Annotated in this window: 13 protein-coding genes and 1 pseudogene; 7 read left to right on the plus strand and 7 right to left on the minus strand. The window is 53.4% G+C overall.

Going from position 1 to position 15,495, the window contains the following annotated elements:
* Position 1: 1 nt before the first annotated feature.
* Genes ONB24_07030 through ONB24_07040 form a run of 3 tightly spaced genes read left to right on the plus strand, consistent with a single transcriptional unit; the run spans position 2 to position 3,746 of the window.
* Positions 2 to 1,093 (plus strand): glycosyltransferase, encoded by a 1,092-nt coding sequence (locus tag ONB24_07030; protein MDZ7315859.1) that lies wholly within the window; start codon positions 2 to 4, stop codon positions 1,091 to 1,093.
* Positions 1,090 to 2,142: a radical SAM protein gene (locus ONB24_07035; GenBank protein MDZ7315860.1), complete on the plus strand. Its 1,053-nt coding sequence runs from the start codon at positions 1,090 to 1,092 to the stop codon at positions 2,140 to 2,142. Before ONB24_07030 ends, ONB24_07035 begins: the two co-directional genes overlap by 4 nt.
* Positions 2,139 to 3,746, plus strand: a complete 1,608-nt coding sequence (locus tag ONB24_07040) for a CehA/McbA family metallohydrolase (protein MDZ7315861.1) — start codon at positions 2,139 to 2,141, stop codon at positions 3,744 to 3,746. Before ONB24_07035 ends, ONB24_07040 begins: the two co-directional genes overlap by 4 nt.
* Here the strand turns inward: ONB24_07040 and ONB24_07045 are convergent.
* The 6 genes from ONB24_07045 to ONB24_07070 form a co-directional block, all read right to left on the minus strand.
* Positions 3,743 to 4,255, minus strand: coding sequence for a hypothetical protein (locus tag ONB24_07045; GenBank protein ID MDZ7315862.1), 513 nt, complete (start codon positions 4,253 to 4,255; stop codon positions 3,743 to 3,745). The two genes, ONB24_07040 and ONB24_07045, sit on opposite strands and share 4 nt — an antisense overlap.
* 28 nt (positions 4,256 to 4,283) lie before the next feature.
* Positions 4,284 to 5,687 (minus strand): UDP-N-acetylmuramate:L-alanyl-gamma-D-glutamyl-meso-diaminopimelate ligase, encoded by a 1,404-nt coding sequence (gene mpl / locus ONB24_07050; protein ID MDZ7315863.1) that lies wholly within the window; start codon positions 5,685 to 5,687, stop codon positions 4,284 to 4,286.
* On the minus strand, positions 5,684 to 6,295 hold the full coding sequence (locus ONB24_07055; GenBank protein ID MDZ7315864.1) for a Maf family protein: 612 nt from the start codon (positions 6,293 to 6,295) through the stop codon (positions 5,684 to 5,686). Before ONB24_07055 ends, mpl begins: the two co-directional genes overlap by 4 nt.
* Complete coding sequence (dtd, locus tag ONB24_07060; GenBank protein MDZ7315865.1) at positions 6,292 to 6,744, minus strand: D-aminoacyl-tRNA deacylase; 453 nt, start codon at positions 6,742 to 6,744, stop codon at positions 6,292 to 6,294. Before dtd ends, ONB24_07055 begins: the two co-directional genes overlap by 4 nt.
* Before the next feature lie 15 nt (positions 6,745 to 6,759).
* Positions 6,760 to 7,524 (minus strand): geranylgeranylglycerol-phosphate geranylgeranyltransferase, encoded by a 765-nt coding sequence (locus ONB24_07065; GenBank protein MDZ7315866.1) that lies wholly within the window; start codon positions 7,522 to 7,524, stop codon positions 6,760 to 6,762.
* Between the two features lie 150 nt (positions 7,525 to 7,674).
* The gene (locus tag ONB24_07070; protein ID MDZ7315867.1) at positions 7,675 to 8,415 is read right to left on the minus strand and encodes a Nif3-like dinuclear metal center hexameric protein; all 741 of its coding nucleotides are present in this window, start codon (positions 8,413 to 8,415) and stop codon (positions 7,675 to 7,677) included.
* Positions 8,416 to 8,702: 287 nt separating this feature from the next.
* Between ONB24_07070 and ONB24_07075 the strand changes: the two genes are divergently transcribed.
* The 4 genes from ONB24_07075 (at position 8,703) to ONB24_07090 (ending at position 14,440) form a co-directional block, all read left to right on the plus strand.
* The gene (locus tag ONB24_07075) at positions 8,703 to 9,341 is read left to right on the plus strand and encodes a DUF1080 domain-containing protein (GenBank protein ID MDZ7315868.1); all 639 of its coding nucleotides are present in this window, start codon (positions 8,703 to 8,705) and stop codon (positions 9,339 to 9,341) included.
* 105 nt (positions 9,342 to 9,446) lie between these two features.
* Entirely contained in the window at positions 9,447 to 12,173 is a 2,727-nt protein-coding gene (locus ONB24_07080; protein MDZ7315869.1) for a T9SS type A sorting domain-containing protein, read from the plus strand.
* A 179-nt stretch (positions 12,174 to 12,352) separates the two neighbouring features.
* The gene (locus ONB24_07085) at positions 12,353 to 13,621 is read left to right on the plus strand and encodes an acetylxylan esterase (GenBank protein ID MDZ7315870.1); all 1,269 of its coding nucleotides are present in this window, start codon (positions 12,353 to 12,355) and stop codon (positions 13,619 to 13,621) included.
* Positions 13,622 to 13,645: 24 nt separating this feature from the next.
* Positions 13,646 to 14,440 carry a DUF3298 and DUF4163 domain-containing protein gene (locus ONB24_07090; protein MDZ7315871.1) on the plus strand — a complete coding sequence of 265 codons (795 nt, stop codon included), beginning with the start codon at positions 13,646 to 13,648 and terminating at the stop codon, positions 14,438 to 14,440.
* Here the strand turns inward: ONB24_07090 and ONB24_07095 are convergent.
* Positions 14,400 to 15,495, minus strand: a pseudogene (locus ONB24_07095) (aminotransferase class V-fold PLP-dependent enzyme). The gene ONB24_07090 and the pseudogene ONB24_07095 overlap by 41 nt on opposite strands.

Genomic DNA, 15,495 nt, shown 5'->3' on the forward strand with positions numbered 1-15,495 from the left:
CGTGATAGTTTTCGTGATTCCCATTCTATTGTACATCCTTTCGGCTTTGATCCTGCTTCGTCCGCAGCGCCCGCCCCGCGTCGAATGGGAGCCGACGGTGGACGTCATTGTGGCGGCCCGCAATGAGGAGCGGCTGCTGTCGGGCTGTTTGGAGGCCATCGCTCAGCTGGATTATCCGGCCGAAAAGCTGTGCATCTGGCTGGTCAACGATGCTTCGAATGACGGGACGCTCGCCGTCATGGAAAGCTTTGCCTCTATGGGTCGAAATGTCAAAATAGTCAACCTTTTCCCGAACGAAAAAAAGAAACCCGGCAAAGCCGGGGCACTGGCGGAAGCGCTGGCGCGCTCAACTGGCGAGATCGTCTGCATTACCGACGCCGACTGCCGGCCCTCGCCATCTTGGGTGCGCGGTCTAGTAGGCTGCTTTGACGCGACCACCGCAGTCGTCGGCGGGTTGACCCTGCTGCAGCCTGCGCATACCCTCGGACAGGCGGTGCAGGCGCTCGACTGGCTGCTGCTGCTTTCGGCAGCCGCCGGCGTTTCACAGCTCGGTCTGCCGATCTCTTGGGTCGGCAACAACCTCGCCTTTCGCCGCAGCGCTTATCTGCAAATCGGCGGCTTTACGGCGCTGCCGGACACCTTGGTGGAAGATTTTGCCCTCATCCAGGCTGTACGGCGATCCACCTCCCTAAAATGCCGATTCTATCTCATTCCGGAAAGCGTCGTCGTCAGCCGGCCGGCTGAAACTCTGCCGGATCTCTATTTCCAACGCCGACGATGGAGCACCGGCGTGCGCCATGCCCCTCCGATGGGCTTGCTGTTAATGTCGATCGCTTTTGCCGCCCATGCGGCGCCCCTTTTCGCTTTCTTTCGTACACCCTGGGCGGTCGCCCTTTTGGTGCCGAAAGCCGTGGTTGATCTGCTGCTGATACGCCGCGCGCAAAAAGCGGCGCAAGTTGCTGCTCCGTTGCGGAAATTTCTCGCCTTTGAGGTCTACTTCATCATCTATACGCTGGTTTTGCCTTTTCTCATGCTCCTGGATCGCCGTATACGGTGGAAGGACGCCCGATATACCATCGGGAGGTCGGCATGAAATTGCCGCCGATTCTCCTGCACTATTATATCACCGAGCGCTGCAACTGCCGTTGCCGCTTTTGCTCGATTTGGCAAAATCCTGCTGCTCAAGATGCGCGCTTATCGGATGTGGTGACCAACCTGCGCGCCGCCGCCCGCATCGGCGTACGCTTTGTCGATTTCACCGGCGGCGAACCGCTGCTGCATGACGAACTGCCGACTATGCTGGCCGAGGCCAAAAGGCTCGGTCTGCGGACTTCGGTCACTACCAACGGCCTGCGCTATCCCGATATGGCAAAGGAGCTGCGCGGCCGTATCGATTTTCTTCACTTTTCGCTTGACGCTCTGGATGAATCTCTGCATGACGAGCTGCGCGGCCGCCAAGTATTCCGGCAAGTCATGCATAATATCGACCTGGCGCGCACTCTGGGCGAAAAGCCCGATTTATTGTTCACCATAACGCCGCTAAACCGCAATCAGCTGCAGCCTATGATTCGATTCGCGCAAAGAATCGGCCTGATGCTGATCGTCAACCCACTCTTTTCGGCTGAACTGCCGCATCAACCGAACCGCACATTGTTTCGTGAAGTACAGGCGGCAGCGGGACAACCTTTCGTTTACGTTAACCCGGCTTTCCACCGCCTGCGCCGCAACGGCGGCAATCAGCGGCCGGCGCCGCGCTGCCGCGCTGTATCATCGACACTCGTCATTTCGCCGGACAGCTATCTGCTTTTGCCCTGCTATCATTTTCATCGTGAGAAGATTCCCCTCCACAGCGCCGACACAGCAAAAGAGCGATCGCTTTCGGCGCTGGAACAAGCCTGCGCAGGCGCGCTAAGGCAATTCTATGCCCATCGCCAAGGCCGCTTTTCATTCTGTCAAGGCTGCCATCTCAACTGTTACGCCGATCCGTCGTTCGTTTATCGGATGGATGAATATTTTTGGGAGAGCCTAATGGCCAAAATGCGCTATTGGTACGACAAAAACATCTACCGTCGGCTGCATGCAAAGCGGTTCGACCGCCGCCCTGCTCTCGTAATCGCCAAAGAGATCATGAACCGTCAATGATCCCGATTTCCAAAGCCTTTGTCCTACTGCCCTTTCTCGGCTATGCCGAGGTCCATTATCGTCTCTTCGGCCTGCCGAGCCGCTACTTTATGCGCGAGCCGGAAATTATCGCCGATGTTCCCTTTCGTGTGCGGGCCGGTCAACCGTTACCGGTGCTGCTGATGGTAAAAGACGCCGACCGCTATCCCGTAGAGCTCATCCGGCTTGCCGTTCGCGCCGGTTTTGACGACGGACAGTCGATTTTGGTATATGATCAGGAACTGGGTCACTCAGTGCACGAACCGTTTCTCCATCGCCTCTTTTTCTGTACGCTGCCTTTGCAGCGTCGAGGCCGCGTCTACGTCGATGTGGCCATCGACTATATCGTCGAAGGGAAAAAACGGCGCTGCTTCAACGACAACTATCGCCTGACGAGCCATAACCCTTTTGTCGTCACCATCGATGAGAACGCCTGGCCCCGCCTGCCCAACTGGAAGCTGGGTGAAACCCACTGTCACAGCTATTTTTCGAACGATCAAGTAGAGTTCGGGCCGCCGTTGGCGGCTTTGCCGACAATAGCACGAGCGCTCGAGCTGGACTTTATCGCCGTAACCGACCATTCCTACGATTTGGACGACCGCGTCGATGACTATCTCCGCAATGACCCTGAGCTGCCGAAATGGCGCGAGCTGCAGAAAACCGTCGAGCGCCTTAACCGAGGCGAGCCCGAGGTATTGTTCATACCGGGAGAAGAGCTTTCGGTCGGCAACCATCGCGGCCGCAACGTCCATCTTTTGCTGTACGCCGATCCTGAATTTTATGTCGGGACCGGCGACGGCGCCGAGCGGTTTCTCCGCAACAAACCGGAATATTCTTTGCAGGAAGTATTGGATCGACTGGCTCCCCATGCCTTGGCCATCGCGGCGCACCCGCAGACCAAACCGCCGCTGCTGCAAAAGCTGCTGCTTCGTCGTGGTCATTGGAGCCGCCAAGACCTGTCGCTGCCGCGTCTCGACGGCGCCCAGTTTTGGAACGGCAATAAAAAAGAATTCCTGCGCGTGGGCCTGAAACATTGGATCGCACGGTTGCTTGAGGGCCGGAGACTGACTCTTATCGCAGGCAACGATGCTCACGGCAGTTTTAACCGCTTTCGGCAGATCGGCACTCCTCACATTTCCCTGCGGGAAGAAATTCGGGAAATATTCGGCCGAGCGCGAACGGCCGTCCGCATCGACGGGTCATGGACGCTGCAGTCACTGCTGGAGGCGCTGCGCCGCGGCCGCGTTGTCTGCACTGACGGCCCTATGCTCGAAGCGGAATGGGAAAGCGGCTCCACTCTTTACCGCATCGGCGATGAGGCGCCTCCGCTGGCCGGAACGCTGCATCTGCGGTTGGCTTCCAGTCCTGTTTTCGGCGCATTTCAATGCGTTCAGGTCATCATCGGCGACTGCCGGACAAAAAAAGAGACCCGAAAGCGGCTAAAGATACCTTCGGGTCTCTATGATCACTCTCTCTCGCTTCGCCTCGAAAAGCTTCCTCAGGCCGGGTACCTTCGGGTCGAAGCAGTTACCTTAGCAAAAGGTCTGAACTATCACTGTTTCGCCAATCCGATCTATCTGCGCTAAAACAATTTGATCTTGCGGATCATGCGCTTGAGACCGCGGCCGAACACTTCGGGCTCGATCTCGATGTGTCGATCCTCTCCCTCCCCCCGACTGATGGTCTTGATGGTGTCCAAATTCTTCAAATAGTCGTGAATCACAAACCGCTCATAAGCGCTCATCGGCGGAAGAATGACCTTTTCCCGAGTCTGTATCGCCTGATCGGCCATCTTTTGCGCATATCGGCGCAGATTGCCCACCGGGTAGATGCGCAGCTCATAGTCCTCTTCGCTGAGGCGATAAGTTTTGGTCACATACTCGCTTCCCTTGCCGAAATGACGATGGATCAGACGGCGTTCATAAGCGTTCAGATCAGGTAGACAGATCGGTTCGATAGAGTCCGCCAGTTCTTCCTTGATTCTGCGAATGAGGTCCTGAACTTTTTGACTCTTCTCTTCGGTCTGACGTTTGGGTCGGCTGTTCGACCTTCTTCCGCGTCGTCGCGGTTTTTTCTTTTCTTCCGTACTCTCCATAGCTTTTCCTCTCTGCTCTAAAACTCCCTCAACTGCGTTGCAGCAGCTTTTCGTGAATTCCCCCGAACGGACCGTTGCTGAAGGTGACGATCAAATCCCCTTCGCGTCCGTGATCGAGAATAAAAGCAACCATTTCATCAATGTTTAAATAACGGGCTTCTTTGCCGCGTCGGCGCAAATCCTCGGCCAACTTGGCGCTGGAAAACAGTTGATCAGCCGGAGCTTTATCCGGCCGATGCACCGGCGCGGCCAAAATAACATCCGCATCCTGAAAGGCGTCGACGAACTCGTTTTGAAAGACATTGCGCCGACTGGTTGCGGAGCGCGGCTCGTACAGCGCCCATATACGGCGATTGGGATGCTGCGCGCGGAGAGCCGCGAGCGTCTCTTTTACCGCCGTCGGGTGATGGCCGAAATCGTCATAAACCTCCATACCGTGCACCTCGCCGAGCCGTTCCAGACGGCGTTTGACGCCGGAAAAAGAAGCCAACGCGGCGAGAATCGTCTGCTTGTCAATGCCGCAAGCATCAGCCACGGCAATGCAGGCCAAGGCATTGCGGATGTTGTGGGTTCCCGCCAAACCCAGACGCGCCTCTCCCCATAGTTCACCTTTTTTCAGCACCGAAAACTCGACCCCCTGCAGACCGCAACGCCAGGCTGCAGGATACCAATCGTTTTCGGCATTCATCCCAAAGGTAACCACCGGACAAAAAGCGCGCGAGGCGACGTCGCGCACGTTCGGATCATCCCCATTAATTACCAACATTCCTCGGCGCGGAATCAGATTGACGAACCGCCGAAAGGCCGTTTTGATCTCGTCCAAAGAGGCATAGATGTCGGCATGATCGTATTCCACGGCGTTGATGATGCCGATATCCGGCATGTAGCGAAGAAACTTTGCAACTTTGTCAAAAAAAGCCGAGTCGTATTCGTCGCCTTCGATGATAAACTCTTTTCCGTTGCCGAGCTGAAAGCCGCGGCCAAAATTTTTGGGAATACCGCCGATGAGAAAGCCGGGGTCGCGGCCTGCCGAGGTAAACAGCCACGCCAGCAGCGAAGTCGTGGTGGTTTTTCCGTGCGTGCCGGTGACGACGATCGACTGTTTGCCGCGAATGAGAAATTCCCGCACCGCGTCGGGGAGCGAAAGATAGGGAATGCGGCGATCAAGAATCTCTTCAATCTCTACATTACCGCGGGAGATGACGTTGCCCACGATGACCAGATCAGGCGGCGGCGTCAGGTTCTCGACGCGAAAGCCGGAAATGACCGGAATTTGCTGCTCGTGCAGAAAATCGCTCATCGGCGGATAGACGTTTTCATCCGAGCCGTACACCTCATAGCCTTTCTGCTTGAGCAAAGCGGCTAAAGAACCCATTGCCGTACCGCCGATCGCCAGAAAATAGATGCGCTTGATTTCCTGCAGCACCATCATAAACGGCTTTCCTCCTCAGAGATAAAGCGCATCATGGCCGTATAGAACCGGGTGAGCGGAAAGCCGACGACGTTGTAAAAGCATCCTTCGATGCGATCGGCAAAAATCGCGCTCTGATCTTGAATGCCGTAAGCACCGGCTTTGTCGAACGGACTCTGTGTTCGCACATACCGATCGATTTCCCAATCAGCCAAAGGCCGAAAGTGCACGGTCGTCATCTCATAATCGGTGATGGTTCGATTGCTTGGACGATCGACCAGCGCAAAGCCGGTATAGACTTGGTGCGAACGTCCCGCCAAACGCCGCAGCATCATACGGGCTTCCTCTTCATCCCGCGGCTTGCCCAAAATTTCGCCGTTGAGCACCACGACCGTATCGGCGCCGATGACGATCCCCCGCTCCACTTGCGCAGCCACCTGCTGCGCTTTGGCCTGGGAAAGCAGACGCACATGTTCGACAGGATCGTCCACCCGCACCGAATCCTCGTCGAACCGGCTGGGAATGATCTCAAAATCGAATCCCATAAGGTGCAGCAGCTGTGCCCGACGGGGTGACTGCGAGGCCAAGACAAGTTTTTGCGAAAAAAGCTTTTGTTCGATGTCATTCATAGGCTGCGGTCTTGGCTGTCGAGCATAATCGTAACCGGTCCGTCGTTAATGATTTCTACCACCATATGGGCGCCGAAGGCGCCGGTCTCGACTTTTAGGCCGCTGCGCCGAAGACATTCAACAGTATAGTCGAAAAGCGGCTGAGCCTTGTCCGGAGGCGCGGCATCCGTAAAACCGGGACGACGACCGCGCCGCGTGTCGGCGTATAAAGTAAATTGAGAAACGGCCAAAATCTCGGCGCCGATATCCATCGCCGAGAGATTGAATTTTCCCGCTTCATCTTCAAAAATACGCAGATTGACAATTCTTCCGGCCATCGCTTCGGCGACCCGCTCATCGTCCTGATGAGCGATGCCGATGAGCGCCACCAGGCCGCGGCCGATTCGGCCGAGAACTCGTTCATCAACAACAACCGATCCCCGTGATACTCTCTGTAAAAGCGCTCTCATTCTTTGATCGGCTTACTAGTTCCACCTGCCTGCATAAATGGCAAACAACCCCAAAACCATACAAAGCTTGAGCAGTACGCTCATGCAGGCGAGCGCTTTTCTTCGGGAGGTCAGCCAAAGGGCGATAATGATGCCTGCGAAAATCAAGTCGATTACCAACACAATATACAAATACCATCGTCCGTAAAGTCCCAAAGCAAAAGGGAAAAAAGAAAAGGCGATCAAGTCCAGCAGTACGACGGTAGCCAACAGCTTGGCCGGTTCATTTCCATGACGGACGGGCAACGTCATGGCCGCAAAACGACTGTCGCCTTCGATATCCTCCATGTCCTTTATGATTTCCCTGGCAAAATGTACGAAAAAGGCAAAAATCGCCGGCACGATGGCTTTTCTTGGGGAACCTGCGGCAACTCCGCCGTAAAACATGGCCATCGCCGTCGTCAGACTGACCAACAAATTTCCCAACAAGACCATGCGCTTGAAAAAGGGGCTATAGACGATGAGGAGCAATGAAGCAACAATGACCAAAACAACGGCTGCGCGGTTAATGCCGAAGCTTAAGGCAATACCGAGAAAAAAGAAAATAGCGGCGAACCAGAGAGCTTCGGACCGCTCGATCTTGCCGCTCGGCAGGGGTCGATTAGGCCGGTTGATACGGTCGATTTCAATATCAAAATAGTCATTGATCGCATTGGCGGCTGCCGTTATCAAAGCGGCAGACAACGCAGCGAACCAAACCGACCTACCCGTTTTCGAGGCATCGGCTATATGGGCAGCCAAACGAACGGCGATAAAGGCAATGACAACATTTACGGGGCGCGAAAGGTGAAAAAAGCCTCGTACTTTTGCAAAGAACTTGGCGATAGGAACTCCTTACATTCTTCTATTCTAATAAATGTACCATCCAAGCCAAAAATAATCAAGTTGTATTTAGACGGGATTAGGGATATCGATAAACTCTACCTGCACACCGAACTGTTTCGCAACCAGATCACCAAGGGCACGGATTCCCGGCTTTTCCGTTGCGTAATGTCCGGCAGCGATGAAATGAATCCTGCCTTCCTTTGCCAGATGCAGCGTAGCCTCCGAGGCTTCGCCGGTAATGTAAACATCCAAGCCGCAGTCAATCGCCTCGACGATCGAACGGGGCGCGCCGCCCGAACAAATGCCGATGCGTTCGACCCGTTCCGGCCCATAGGAAAAGACCAACGGCTCAGTGCCATAGTATGCCCGTACTTTTGCTTGGAACTCGGCAAAAGGAATCGGGTGAACCTTTCCCTGCAGCCCGACCTCGGCAAATTCCTGCAAGGCTTCGACTCCCAAAGCCGACGCCGCCAGGGCATTGTTGCCGATCTGCGGATGTTTGTCCAATGGCAAATGGTAAGCCAGCAGAGTTATCTCATCGCCAAGCAACAGCTCTATGCGACGCCGAAATCCGCCCTTGATGACCAGACTATTCTTTTCCCACAGAATACCGTGATGAACGATGATCATGTCCGCCCCTTTTGCCGCAGCCTTGGTAAACAGTTCGGCGGATGCCGATACTCCGGTCACAATGCGTTCGACTTTATTTTTGCCTTCAACCTGCAGACCGTTCGGCCCATAATCTTTGAATTGATCGACCTGCAGGTAATCGTTTAAAAAAAGAATAATTTCATCGCGAAGCGCCATAAGTTATTTCTCCTAAAGTTGGATATCTTGTTGAGTCGTGGGTTGGTTCATTGAAAATTCATAGTCGAAATTAAGGTGAGTTTAAATCACTGTATGCTATTGCATCGGTCTTTTTTCTTGACATTAAAATAACCATTTTATAGATTTTTATAAAAGAATACGGGAAGGAGAAAAGCCCTGCAGGCTTGTGCCATATTTGCCCCTACGGAAAGCTTTTTCCATCTCATTCTCAACCGGACCCAACCTCAAACAATACCATTAATTCATCATTAACTCAAGAGGTTGCCATGAAATCGATATTCGTTCTCACCGTTCTGACATTTTTCCTGTTTTGTTCGATTTCTCGTCAAAACAAAGTCGTGTTGTTTAATGGCCGGAATTTCGACGGCTGGACTCTGTTTGTGCCGGGCGACAGCGTTGACGTCGCCGCGGTTTGGTCGATCAGAGACGGAGTAGTCCATTGCAAGGGTGTACCCAACGGCTATATGCGCACCAACCAAGTCTATTCGAACTACAAGCTGCATTTGGAATGGCGTTGGGTTGAAACGCCGACCAACAGCGGCGTGCTCCTTCACTGTCAGCCGCCGGACCAGGTTTGGCCGAACTGCATCGAATGCCAGTTGATGGCCGGAAATGCCGGCGATTTTGTGCTCATTGGACCAGGCCGCATCACGGTCGGGGATTCGACCTACGAAAATAAGGGGCAGTTTTTAATCATCAAGAAAAAGCACGAAAGCAATGAAAAACCGTCCGGCGAGTGGAACAGCTACGATATCGAGGTGCGCGGCGGTTCGATCAGCTGCTATGTCAACGGGATGATGCAGAACAACGGCGTCAATGCCTCGCTGAACTCGGGCTATATCGGTCTGCAGAGCGAGGGATCGCCGATCGAGTTTCGCAATATTTATCTGGTTCAGTTTGAATAAGACTCAATCACGACTACCGCTTAATCACCACAGCATTCCAATTACCTTTTTCCGGACATATAAAAGGCAGCTGTCGTGATGATCCGAATAAGAAAGGAGGCCGTTATGAAAATCAATCTCGCGTTGTTTACTTTCATGCTCGTCGTCTCGGCAGCTGCGCAACCAAAGCCGGGAAAGTGGTACTGCATCGAAGCCGCCTATGAGGGAAATGTCGTCGAGGACTTGGATGCGGTTTTCGAAATTCTTGACCAGGAATATTATGAAGCCTCTTTCAAAAAGGGATCTGAAACCGGACGGGTGAAATCATTGTACACTTTTTCACCCGCCAAAGACACGCTTTATTCTGAGCTGACAACCACTGCCCCATCCACTTACAGCAGCGGATCGTCTTGGGGAACTAAGCTTTATTACGAATTTTCGCTTAGATGCTCGCAGGAATTATGGGAAAAAGTCGGACAAACTGCACTGGGGTGGGGATTACCGCCGGTGGGCCGAAAAAAATGTTTCATTTTAATTGAAACTCGAGACAGCCTGCTGGTTTTGCGCAGCGGGAACGGTAAAACCCGCTTGACCTATACCCATGGAGCCAAACGAGCTCCGCACAACCCGGTGCTCTTTGCCGTTAATATGGATGTTCAGCTGCAATTGGGGAATTTCAAACCGCAGGCAGGGGATTCGGCGGCTGTAGAGATCAACCTGCCTGACGGTAACCTGCGAGTGATCCTGCAGCGCCGAAATTCAACGAACATTTATGAGGGGGAGTATGACTTTCCGCCGACTAAAGTCGGCAGCGAGATCGTTTACCGTTTCAGCCGATGGAACGCTGCCGCCGGGGAATGGGTCGCTGAAAGAGAGCCGCGCCGGTTTACGCACGAAGGCGGAAAAATAAAACTGCCCGTCGCATTTTTTGATCAGCAGACGAATGTTTATCCTCTCGCAGACATAGCGGTAATTGAAAACGAAAAGAAAAAGGATTCGCCTGCCGCCGCTTACGATATTCATAAAAAACGGTGGTTGATCGTCTGGCGGGAGACGAGCGATAATCCGACCGCCCTATGGGGCCGTTTCCTCGATCAAAACGGGCCTGCAGGCGATCCATTCGAAATTTTCAACAACGGTGCCTTTCGGCTTTACAGCCCGCAAGTTGAATATCTCGCCGGCAGCAAGCGGTATTTGATCGTTTGGAGCGACTCCCGTGTCGCAAAATCCGACATTTACGGTATTCTGATCGATGGCGACGGCAATAAAGTTTTCGTCTCTCGTTCTCTTGCCGGAGGAGAATTTGTCATCTGCAACCACGACAGCAGCCAGTATTCCCCCAAAATATCCTATAATAAACAACGAAAAACCGTACTCTGCGCATGGGTCGACGGCCGAAATGCCAGAATAAGCGAAGGCGGATGGACGGCTAACAGCGACATCTATGGTCGGCTGTTAAATGAAAACGGTGATTTTGCACCCCCAGGCGATCCGAATGACTCTCGATTTGCTTTGCCGATTGCCGTTTCGCCGGATCACGAGGAAACGATGCCGGATGCAGCGTATCTCGGCCTGCACGGAGGTAAAAAAATCGATGAATGGCTGGTGGTCTATCTTCGTTATACCCTCTCAGGCAACGAAATCGGCATCTGGGGAGTACGGCTCGCCGGCGCCGACGGCAGCCGATTGGATACATGGGGCAGACCGGTCGGCAATCATCCGCTCTTAAAAGCTGCCGATCGAAATTCGGCGCCTTGGCTGCCAGAGTTCCCGATCAGCGGGCAGAGCAGTAACGGCACTATGCAGATCTGCAGTACCGTCGGCGGCTTTGCAGATTATGTAGGCTCACCGCATGTTGCCGCCAACGATGAAACCTATGACATGCCGAACCTGCCTGCTCAAAAACATATCAATCCTTTGCCCGAATGCATGGTGGTGTGGACGGCTTATCAAAACAATGGTGCAGATATCCTGGGACAAAGAGTCAGCTATTTCCCCGATGCCGAGGCATTTGCGCGGGGTTTTAAACCACAGGTCGAAGCAGACACTTTGACCTCTGTCGTTTTATTGGATCAAAAAGGCAAACCGGCTGATACCGGAAGCTGGAAAACCTGGCCGGATTTTCCCATCTGCACTGATCCTTATAATCAAGAATATAACGGCATTGATTACAATCAACAAGACGGGACATTTTTAACCGTTTGGAACGATTATCGGGGCAATCAATGGGACGGCAGTTGGGGAAGCGAACCGAACTGGTATCCGCCGCCGGCAGATATTTACGGTCAACGGATGCGCGTCATGCCGCACGATACTCTGTTTACCTTAGTTGACGAGAGCGGCAATCCGGGCGCCTCACCCTTGATCAATACAACAATTTCCGGCTCTGAAGCAAATGAAGGCATGTTTTCATACCCTGTCGTTACCTACGGCATGCATGCAAACGAATTTTGCATCGCTTACCGCTATGCCGGCAGCCCGGAACAGAGCAATATCCATGCAGCCTTTTTCAACGGCAAATCGACAATACCGGAGGAGGAACCGGACACTCGGGTATCCGCAAACGCTTCTGTCGTCTCTTTTACTTTGCATCAAAACTACCCGAATCCATTCAATCCAAACACCGAAATCCGCTTTGCATTATCACGGTCGGCCCCCGTTCGATTGAGCATATATAACAGCCTGGGGCAACTGGTAACCGTTCTATGCGACCGCTTGTATGATGCAGGCGACTATCGATTGAGTTGGAACGGCACCGACTATGAAAATCGCCCGGTCTCAGGCGGCATTTATTTCTGTCGCTTGGAATCCGATACCCAGGTCAAAACCATCAAAATGGCATTGATCAAATAATTAGAAGCCAAGGGATAATCGCCGATAGGTCGGAAAAGCCCCTTGGCTTTTGCTTTAAAAAGATCTGCCAAACAGAGTTGCACGCCGGCCTATTGTACAATTTATGTTCGGTGTCTTAAAAGGCGCATAATAGAAACGATGTATTATCTCTAAAAAACGAATGCTTTTTAGAGGTGCTCATGTCCGAGTTCTTCAACAGCCTGATTCTCCTTTTGTTGCCCTTTATCCTATTTGCGCAAAGGCAGGACGTCAACTATGAGGAATCCCGAGTTCCTACTTATACGCTGCCGGAACTCTTGCGTTGCCGTGACGGCTCGCCGGTTAACGACGCGCAGACCTGGCTCTACAAACGTCGCCCGGAAATCTATGCGCTGTTCGCTGAACACGTATACGGGAAAATGCCCGAGAAACGGGTCAAGATCAAATGGCAAGTGTTGGAAAAGTCCAATTCGGCTCTTGACGGGGCGGCCATGCGCAAACAAGTGCGCATCTTTCTGCTGGGGAAAAAAGAAGGGCCCTTTATGGACCTGCTTCTTTATACCCCAACGGGGGAAAAATCGTCCCCCGTCTTTTTGGGTTTGAATTTCAACGGCAATCACACGGTCATCGACGATCCGGCGGTGCGGCTGCCGGAGAGCTGGGTGCCCAACGATCCAAAATTCGGCATCACGGATCATCGTGCAAAGGAGGCCAACCGCGGCGCCGCCGCCTCACGCTGGCCGATCCGTGAAATTATTGCCCGCGGCTACGGAATAGCTACAATCTATTACGGCGACATCGACCCGGATGACGAAGGCCGTTTCGACAACGGCATCCATCCCTATTTTTATGCAAAAGGGCAGGCGCAGCCCGAGCCGGATGAGTGGGGATCCATTTCCGCATGGGCGTGGGGGCTGTCGCGCGCCATGGATTACCTGGAGAATGATCCCGATGTCGACGGCGATAAAGTGATCGTTTGGGGCCATTCGCGGCTCGGCAAGACGGCTTTGTGGGCAGGAGCCTCGGATCCGCGTTTTGCCATGGTCATTTCCAATAATTCCGGCTGCGGCGGCGCGGCACTGTCCCGTCGGCGCTTCGGCGAAACCCTCAAAATCATCAACACCACTTTTCCGCACTGGTTCTGCGACCATTTTAACCGCTACAACGATGCCGAAGACGATTTGCCGGTCGATCAGCACATGTTGATTGCTCTGATCGCCCCGCGGCCGGTCTATGTTGCAAGTGCCGAGAATGATCTTTGGGCTGATCCGCGCGGCGAATTTTTAGCCGCAAAATACGCCTCGCCGGTCTATCGGTTGTTCGGCCTGCAGGGACTTGCTGCAGAAGAAATGCCTCCAGTCAATCAACCGGTCATGGGGTCGATCGGCTACCACATCCGCAGCGGCGGTCACGACGTGACACTTTACGATTGGCAACGTTTCATGGACTTTGCCGATCTGTATTTTTAAACTGAAACAGAAGAAGAAACGGAAATGACTAATAATCGAATCTTAACTCTGCTTGCCGCCGCTCTTTTGCTCTTTTGCCGCAAAGACGCTCCTCCTGGCAAGGAGCTCTCTTTTAACATGATGCAGACGACTCGCTCCTGGAGGGCCGAAAACGGCATCGACGCGCAACTGACGGCTTCTTTCAGCTATCCGCACTTTTACGGCAATGCGGCGGCGGATTCACTCAATCGCTTTGTCAAGGAGCTCATCGTCGTTCATACTTTGAACGAACCGGCTGATGTCGAAATTGAAGATGCGGCACAATGGTTTGTCGATCAATTTCGTGAGTATATAATAAAAAGTGACTACAGCCAAAACTGGGAATTAAAGATTTCGATCGATGTGATCTATCAATCGCCGAAAGTATGGACTCTTCGGCTCGATACTTATCGCTTTACCGGCGAGGCGCACGGCAACTCCTATGTTGAGCTCATTGTCTTCGATCCGCGCAATGGTCAAAGACTTCTGCCTGAAGATTTTACCGATCGTAGGGAAGCATTGCTGTTACAGCAAGTTGCGGAGAGTAAATTCCGTGAACAACATCAAATTCCGGCTGATGCTTCGCTGGAGGAAACCGGCTTTTGGTTTGAGGAGGACCAATTTTATCTCACCGGCAATTTCGGCGTCACAAAGGAAGGATTCCTTTTTATTTATAATCCGTATGAAATCGCCCCCTACGCACTCGGACGAACAGAGCTGCTCATCACTTGGGAAGAATTGCGGCCCTTTTTAAAGCCGACTAATCCTCTAAGCGATACCATCGATCAATCAACGGAGTGAGATCGATCGGCCGCTCTTTGTGGGTGAACTCGTTGGTGTGGGGGTCATACCGATACTCTTCCCCCCACCTTTTGCCATAGCGCATGATTTGCCGCACGGCATCGACGATAAAGTCGAGTTCCGCATCCGTCATCGTCGGGTGAATGGAGATGCGCACCCAACCCAGCTTGGCCGAGAGATCGCCGCGATCGATGCGGTCGGTCATCTCTTTTGATCTTGTCGGATCGACGTGCAGCAGATAATGGCCATAAGTTCCGGCGCAGGAACAACCGCCCCGCACCTGTACGCCGAATCGGTCATTGAGCAGGCGCACCATGAGGTTATAATGCAGATTATGCACATAGAGGGAAAAAATTCCCAGCCTTTCGGTGACATTGTCCGCAAGAATATGGATATCGGGCAGAGAACGCAGGCCGTCGAACAGCCGCTCTACCTGCTCTTTTTCGCGGGCAAGGATGGCTTCGACCGTCATTTGCTCCTTCAGCCGGATGGCCAGGGCGCCGCGGATCGCCTGGAGAAAGCCCGGCGTTCCGCCGTCTTCGCGCAGCTCGATGTCGTCGATGAAATGGTGTTCGTGCCATGGATTGGTCCATAAAACCGTGCCTCCTCCCGGCTGATCGGGAACGCGGTTCTTGTAAAGCTCTTTGTCAAAGATCAGCACGCCGGACGACCCGGGGCCGCCGAGAAATTTATGCGGCGAAAAATAGACGGCGTCGAGCTTGGCCTCTTCATCTCCGGGATGCATGTTGATCTCGACGTAAGGCGCGGCGGCGGCATAATCGATAAAACACCAGCCGCCGTAACGGTGCATCAGGCGGGCGAGCTCATGCACCGGCGTGATGATGCCGGTCACGTTGGAGGCTGCGGTAAAGGCGCCGAACTTGATCGGCCTGTCGCGATACTTTTTTAGTTCATCTTCGACGCGATTCAGATCGATCAGTCCGCGCTCATCCGGCGGCACGATGACGACCTCGGCAATCGTTTCTTCCCACGAAGTCTGATTCGAGTGATGCTCCATGTGAGAAATGAACACTACCGGACGACAACGGACGTTG

It is taken from the genome of candidate division KSB1 bacterium (assembly GCA_034505495.1).
Taxonomy (GTDB): domain Bacteria; phylum Zhuqueibacterota; class Zhuqueibacteria; order Residuimicrobiales; family Krinioviventaceae; genus Fontimicrobium_A.

Bases quoted from the DNA above. Each gene is read 5' to 3' on its own strand.
- ONB24_07035 (MDZ7315860.1), top strand. From the start codon at position 1,090: ATGAAATTGCCGCCGATTCTCCTGCACTATTATATCACCGAGCGCTGC.
- ONB24_07040 (MDZ7315861.1), top strand. From the start codon at position 2,139: ATGATCCCGATTTCCAAAGCCTTTGTCCTACTGCCCTTTCTCGGCTAT.
- ONB24_07045 (MDZ7315862.1), bottom strand. From the start codon at position 4,255: ATGGAGAGTACGGAAGAAAAGAAAAAACCGCGACGACGCGGAAGAAGG.
- mpl (MDZ7315863.1), bottom strand. From the start codon at position 5,687: ATGATGGTGCTGCAGGAAATCAAGCGCATCTATTTTCTGGCGATCGGC.
- ONB24_07055 (MDZ7315864.1), bottom strand. From the start codon at position 6,295: ATGAATGACATCGAACAAAAGCTTTTTTCGCAAAAACTTGTCTTGGCC.
- dtd (MDZ7315865.1), bottom strand. From the start codon at position 6,744: ATGAGAGCGCTTTTACAGAGAGTATCACGGGGATCGGTTGTTGTTGAT.
- ONB24_07070 (MDZ7315867.1), bottom strand. From the start codon at position 8,415: ATGGCGCTTCGCGATGAAATTATTCTTTTTTTAAACGATTACCTGCAG.
- ONB24_07075 (MDZ7315868.1), top strand. From the start codon at position 8,703: ATGAAATCGATATTCGTTCTCACCGTTCTGACATTTTTCCTGTTTTGT.
- ONB24_07080 (MDZ7315869.1), top strand. From the start codon at position 9,447: ATGAAAATCAATCTCGCGTTGTTTACTTTCATGCTCGTCGTCTCGGCA.
- ONB24_07085 (MDZ7315870.1), top strand. From the start codon at position 12,353: ATGTCCGAGTTCTTCAACAGCCTGATTCTCCTTTTGTTGCCCTTTATC.
- ONB24_07090 (MDZ7315871.1), top strand. From the start codon at position 13,646: ATGACTAATAATCGAATCTTAACTCTGCTTGCCGCCGCTCTTTTGCTC.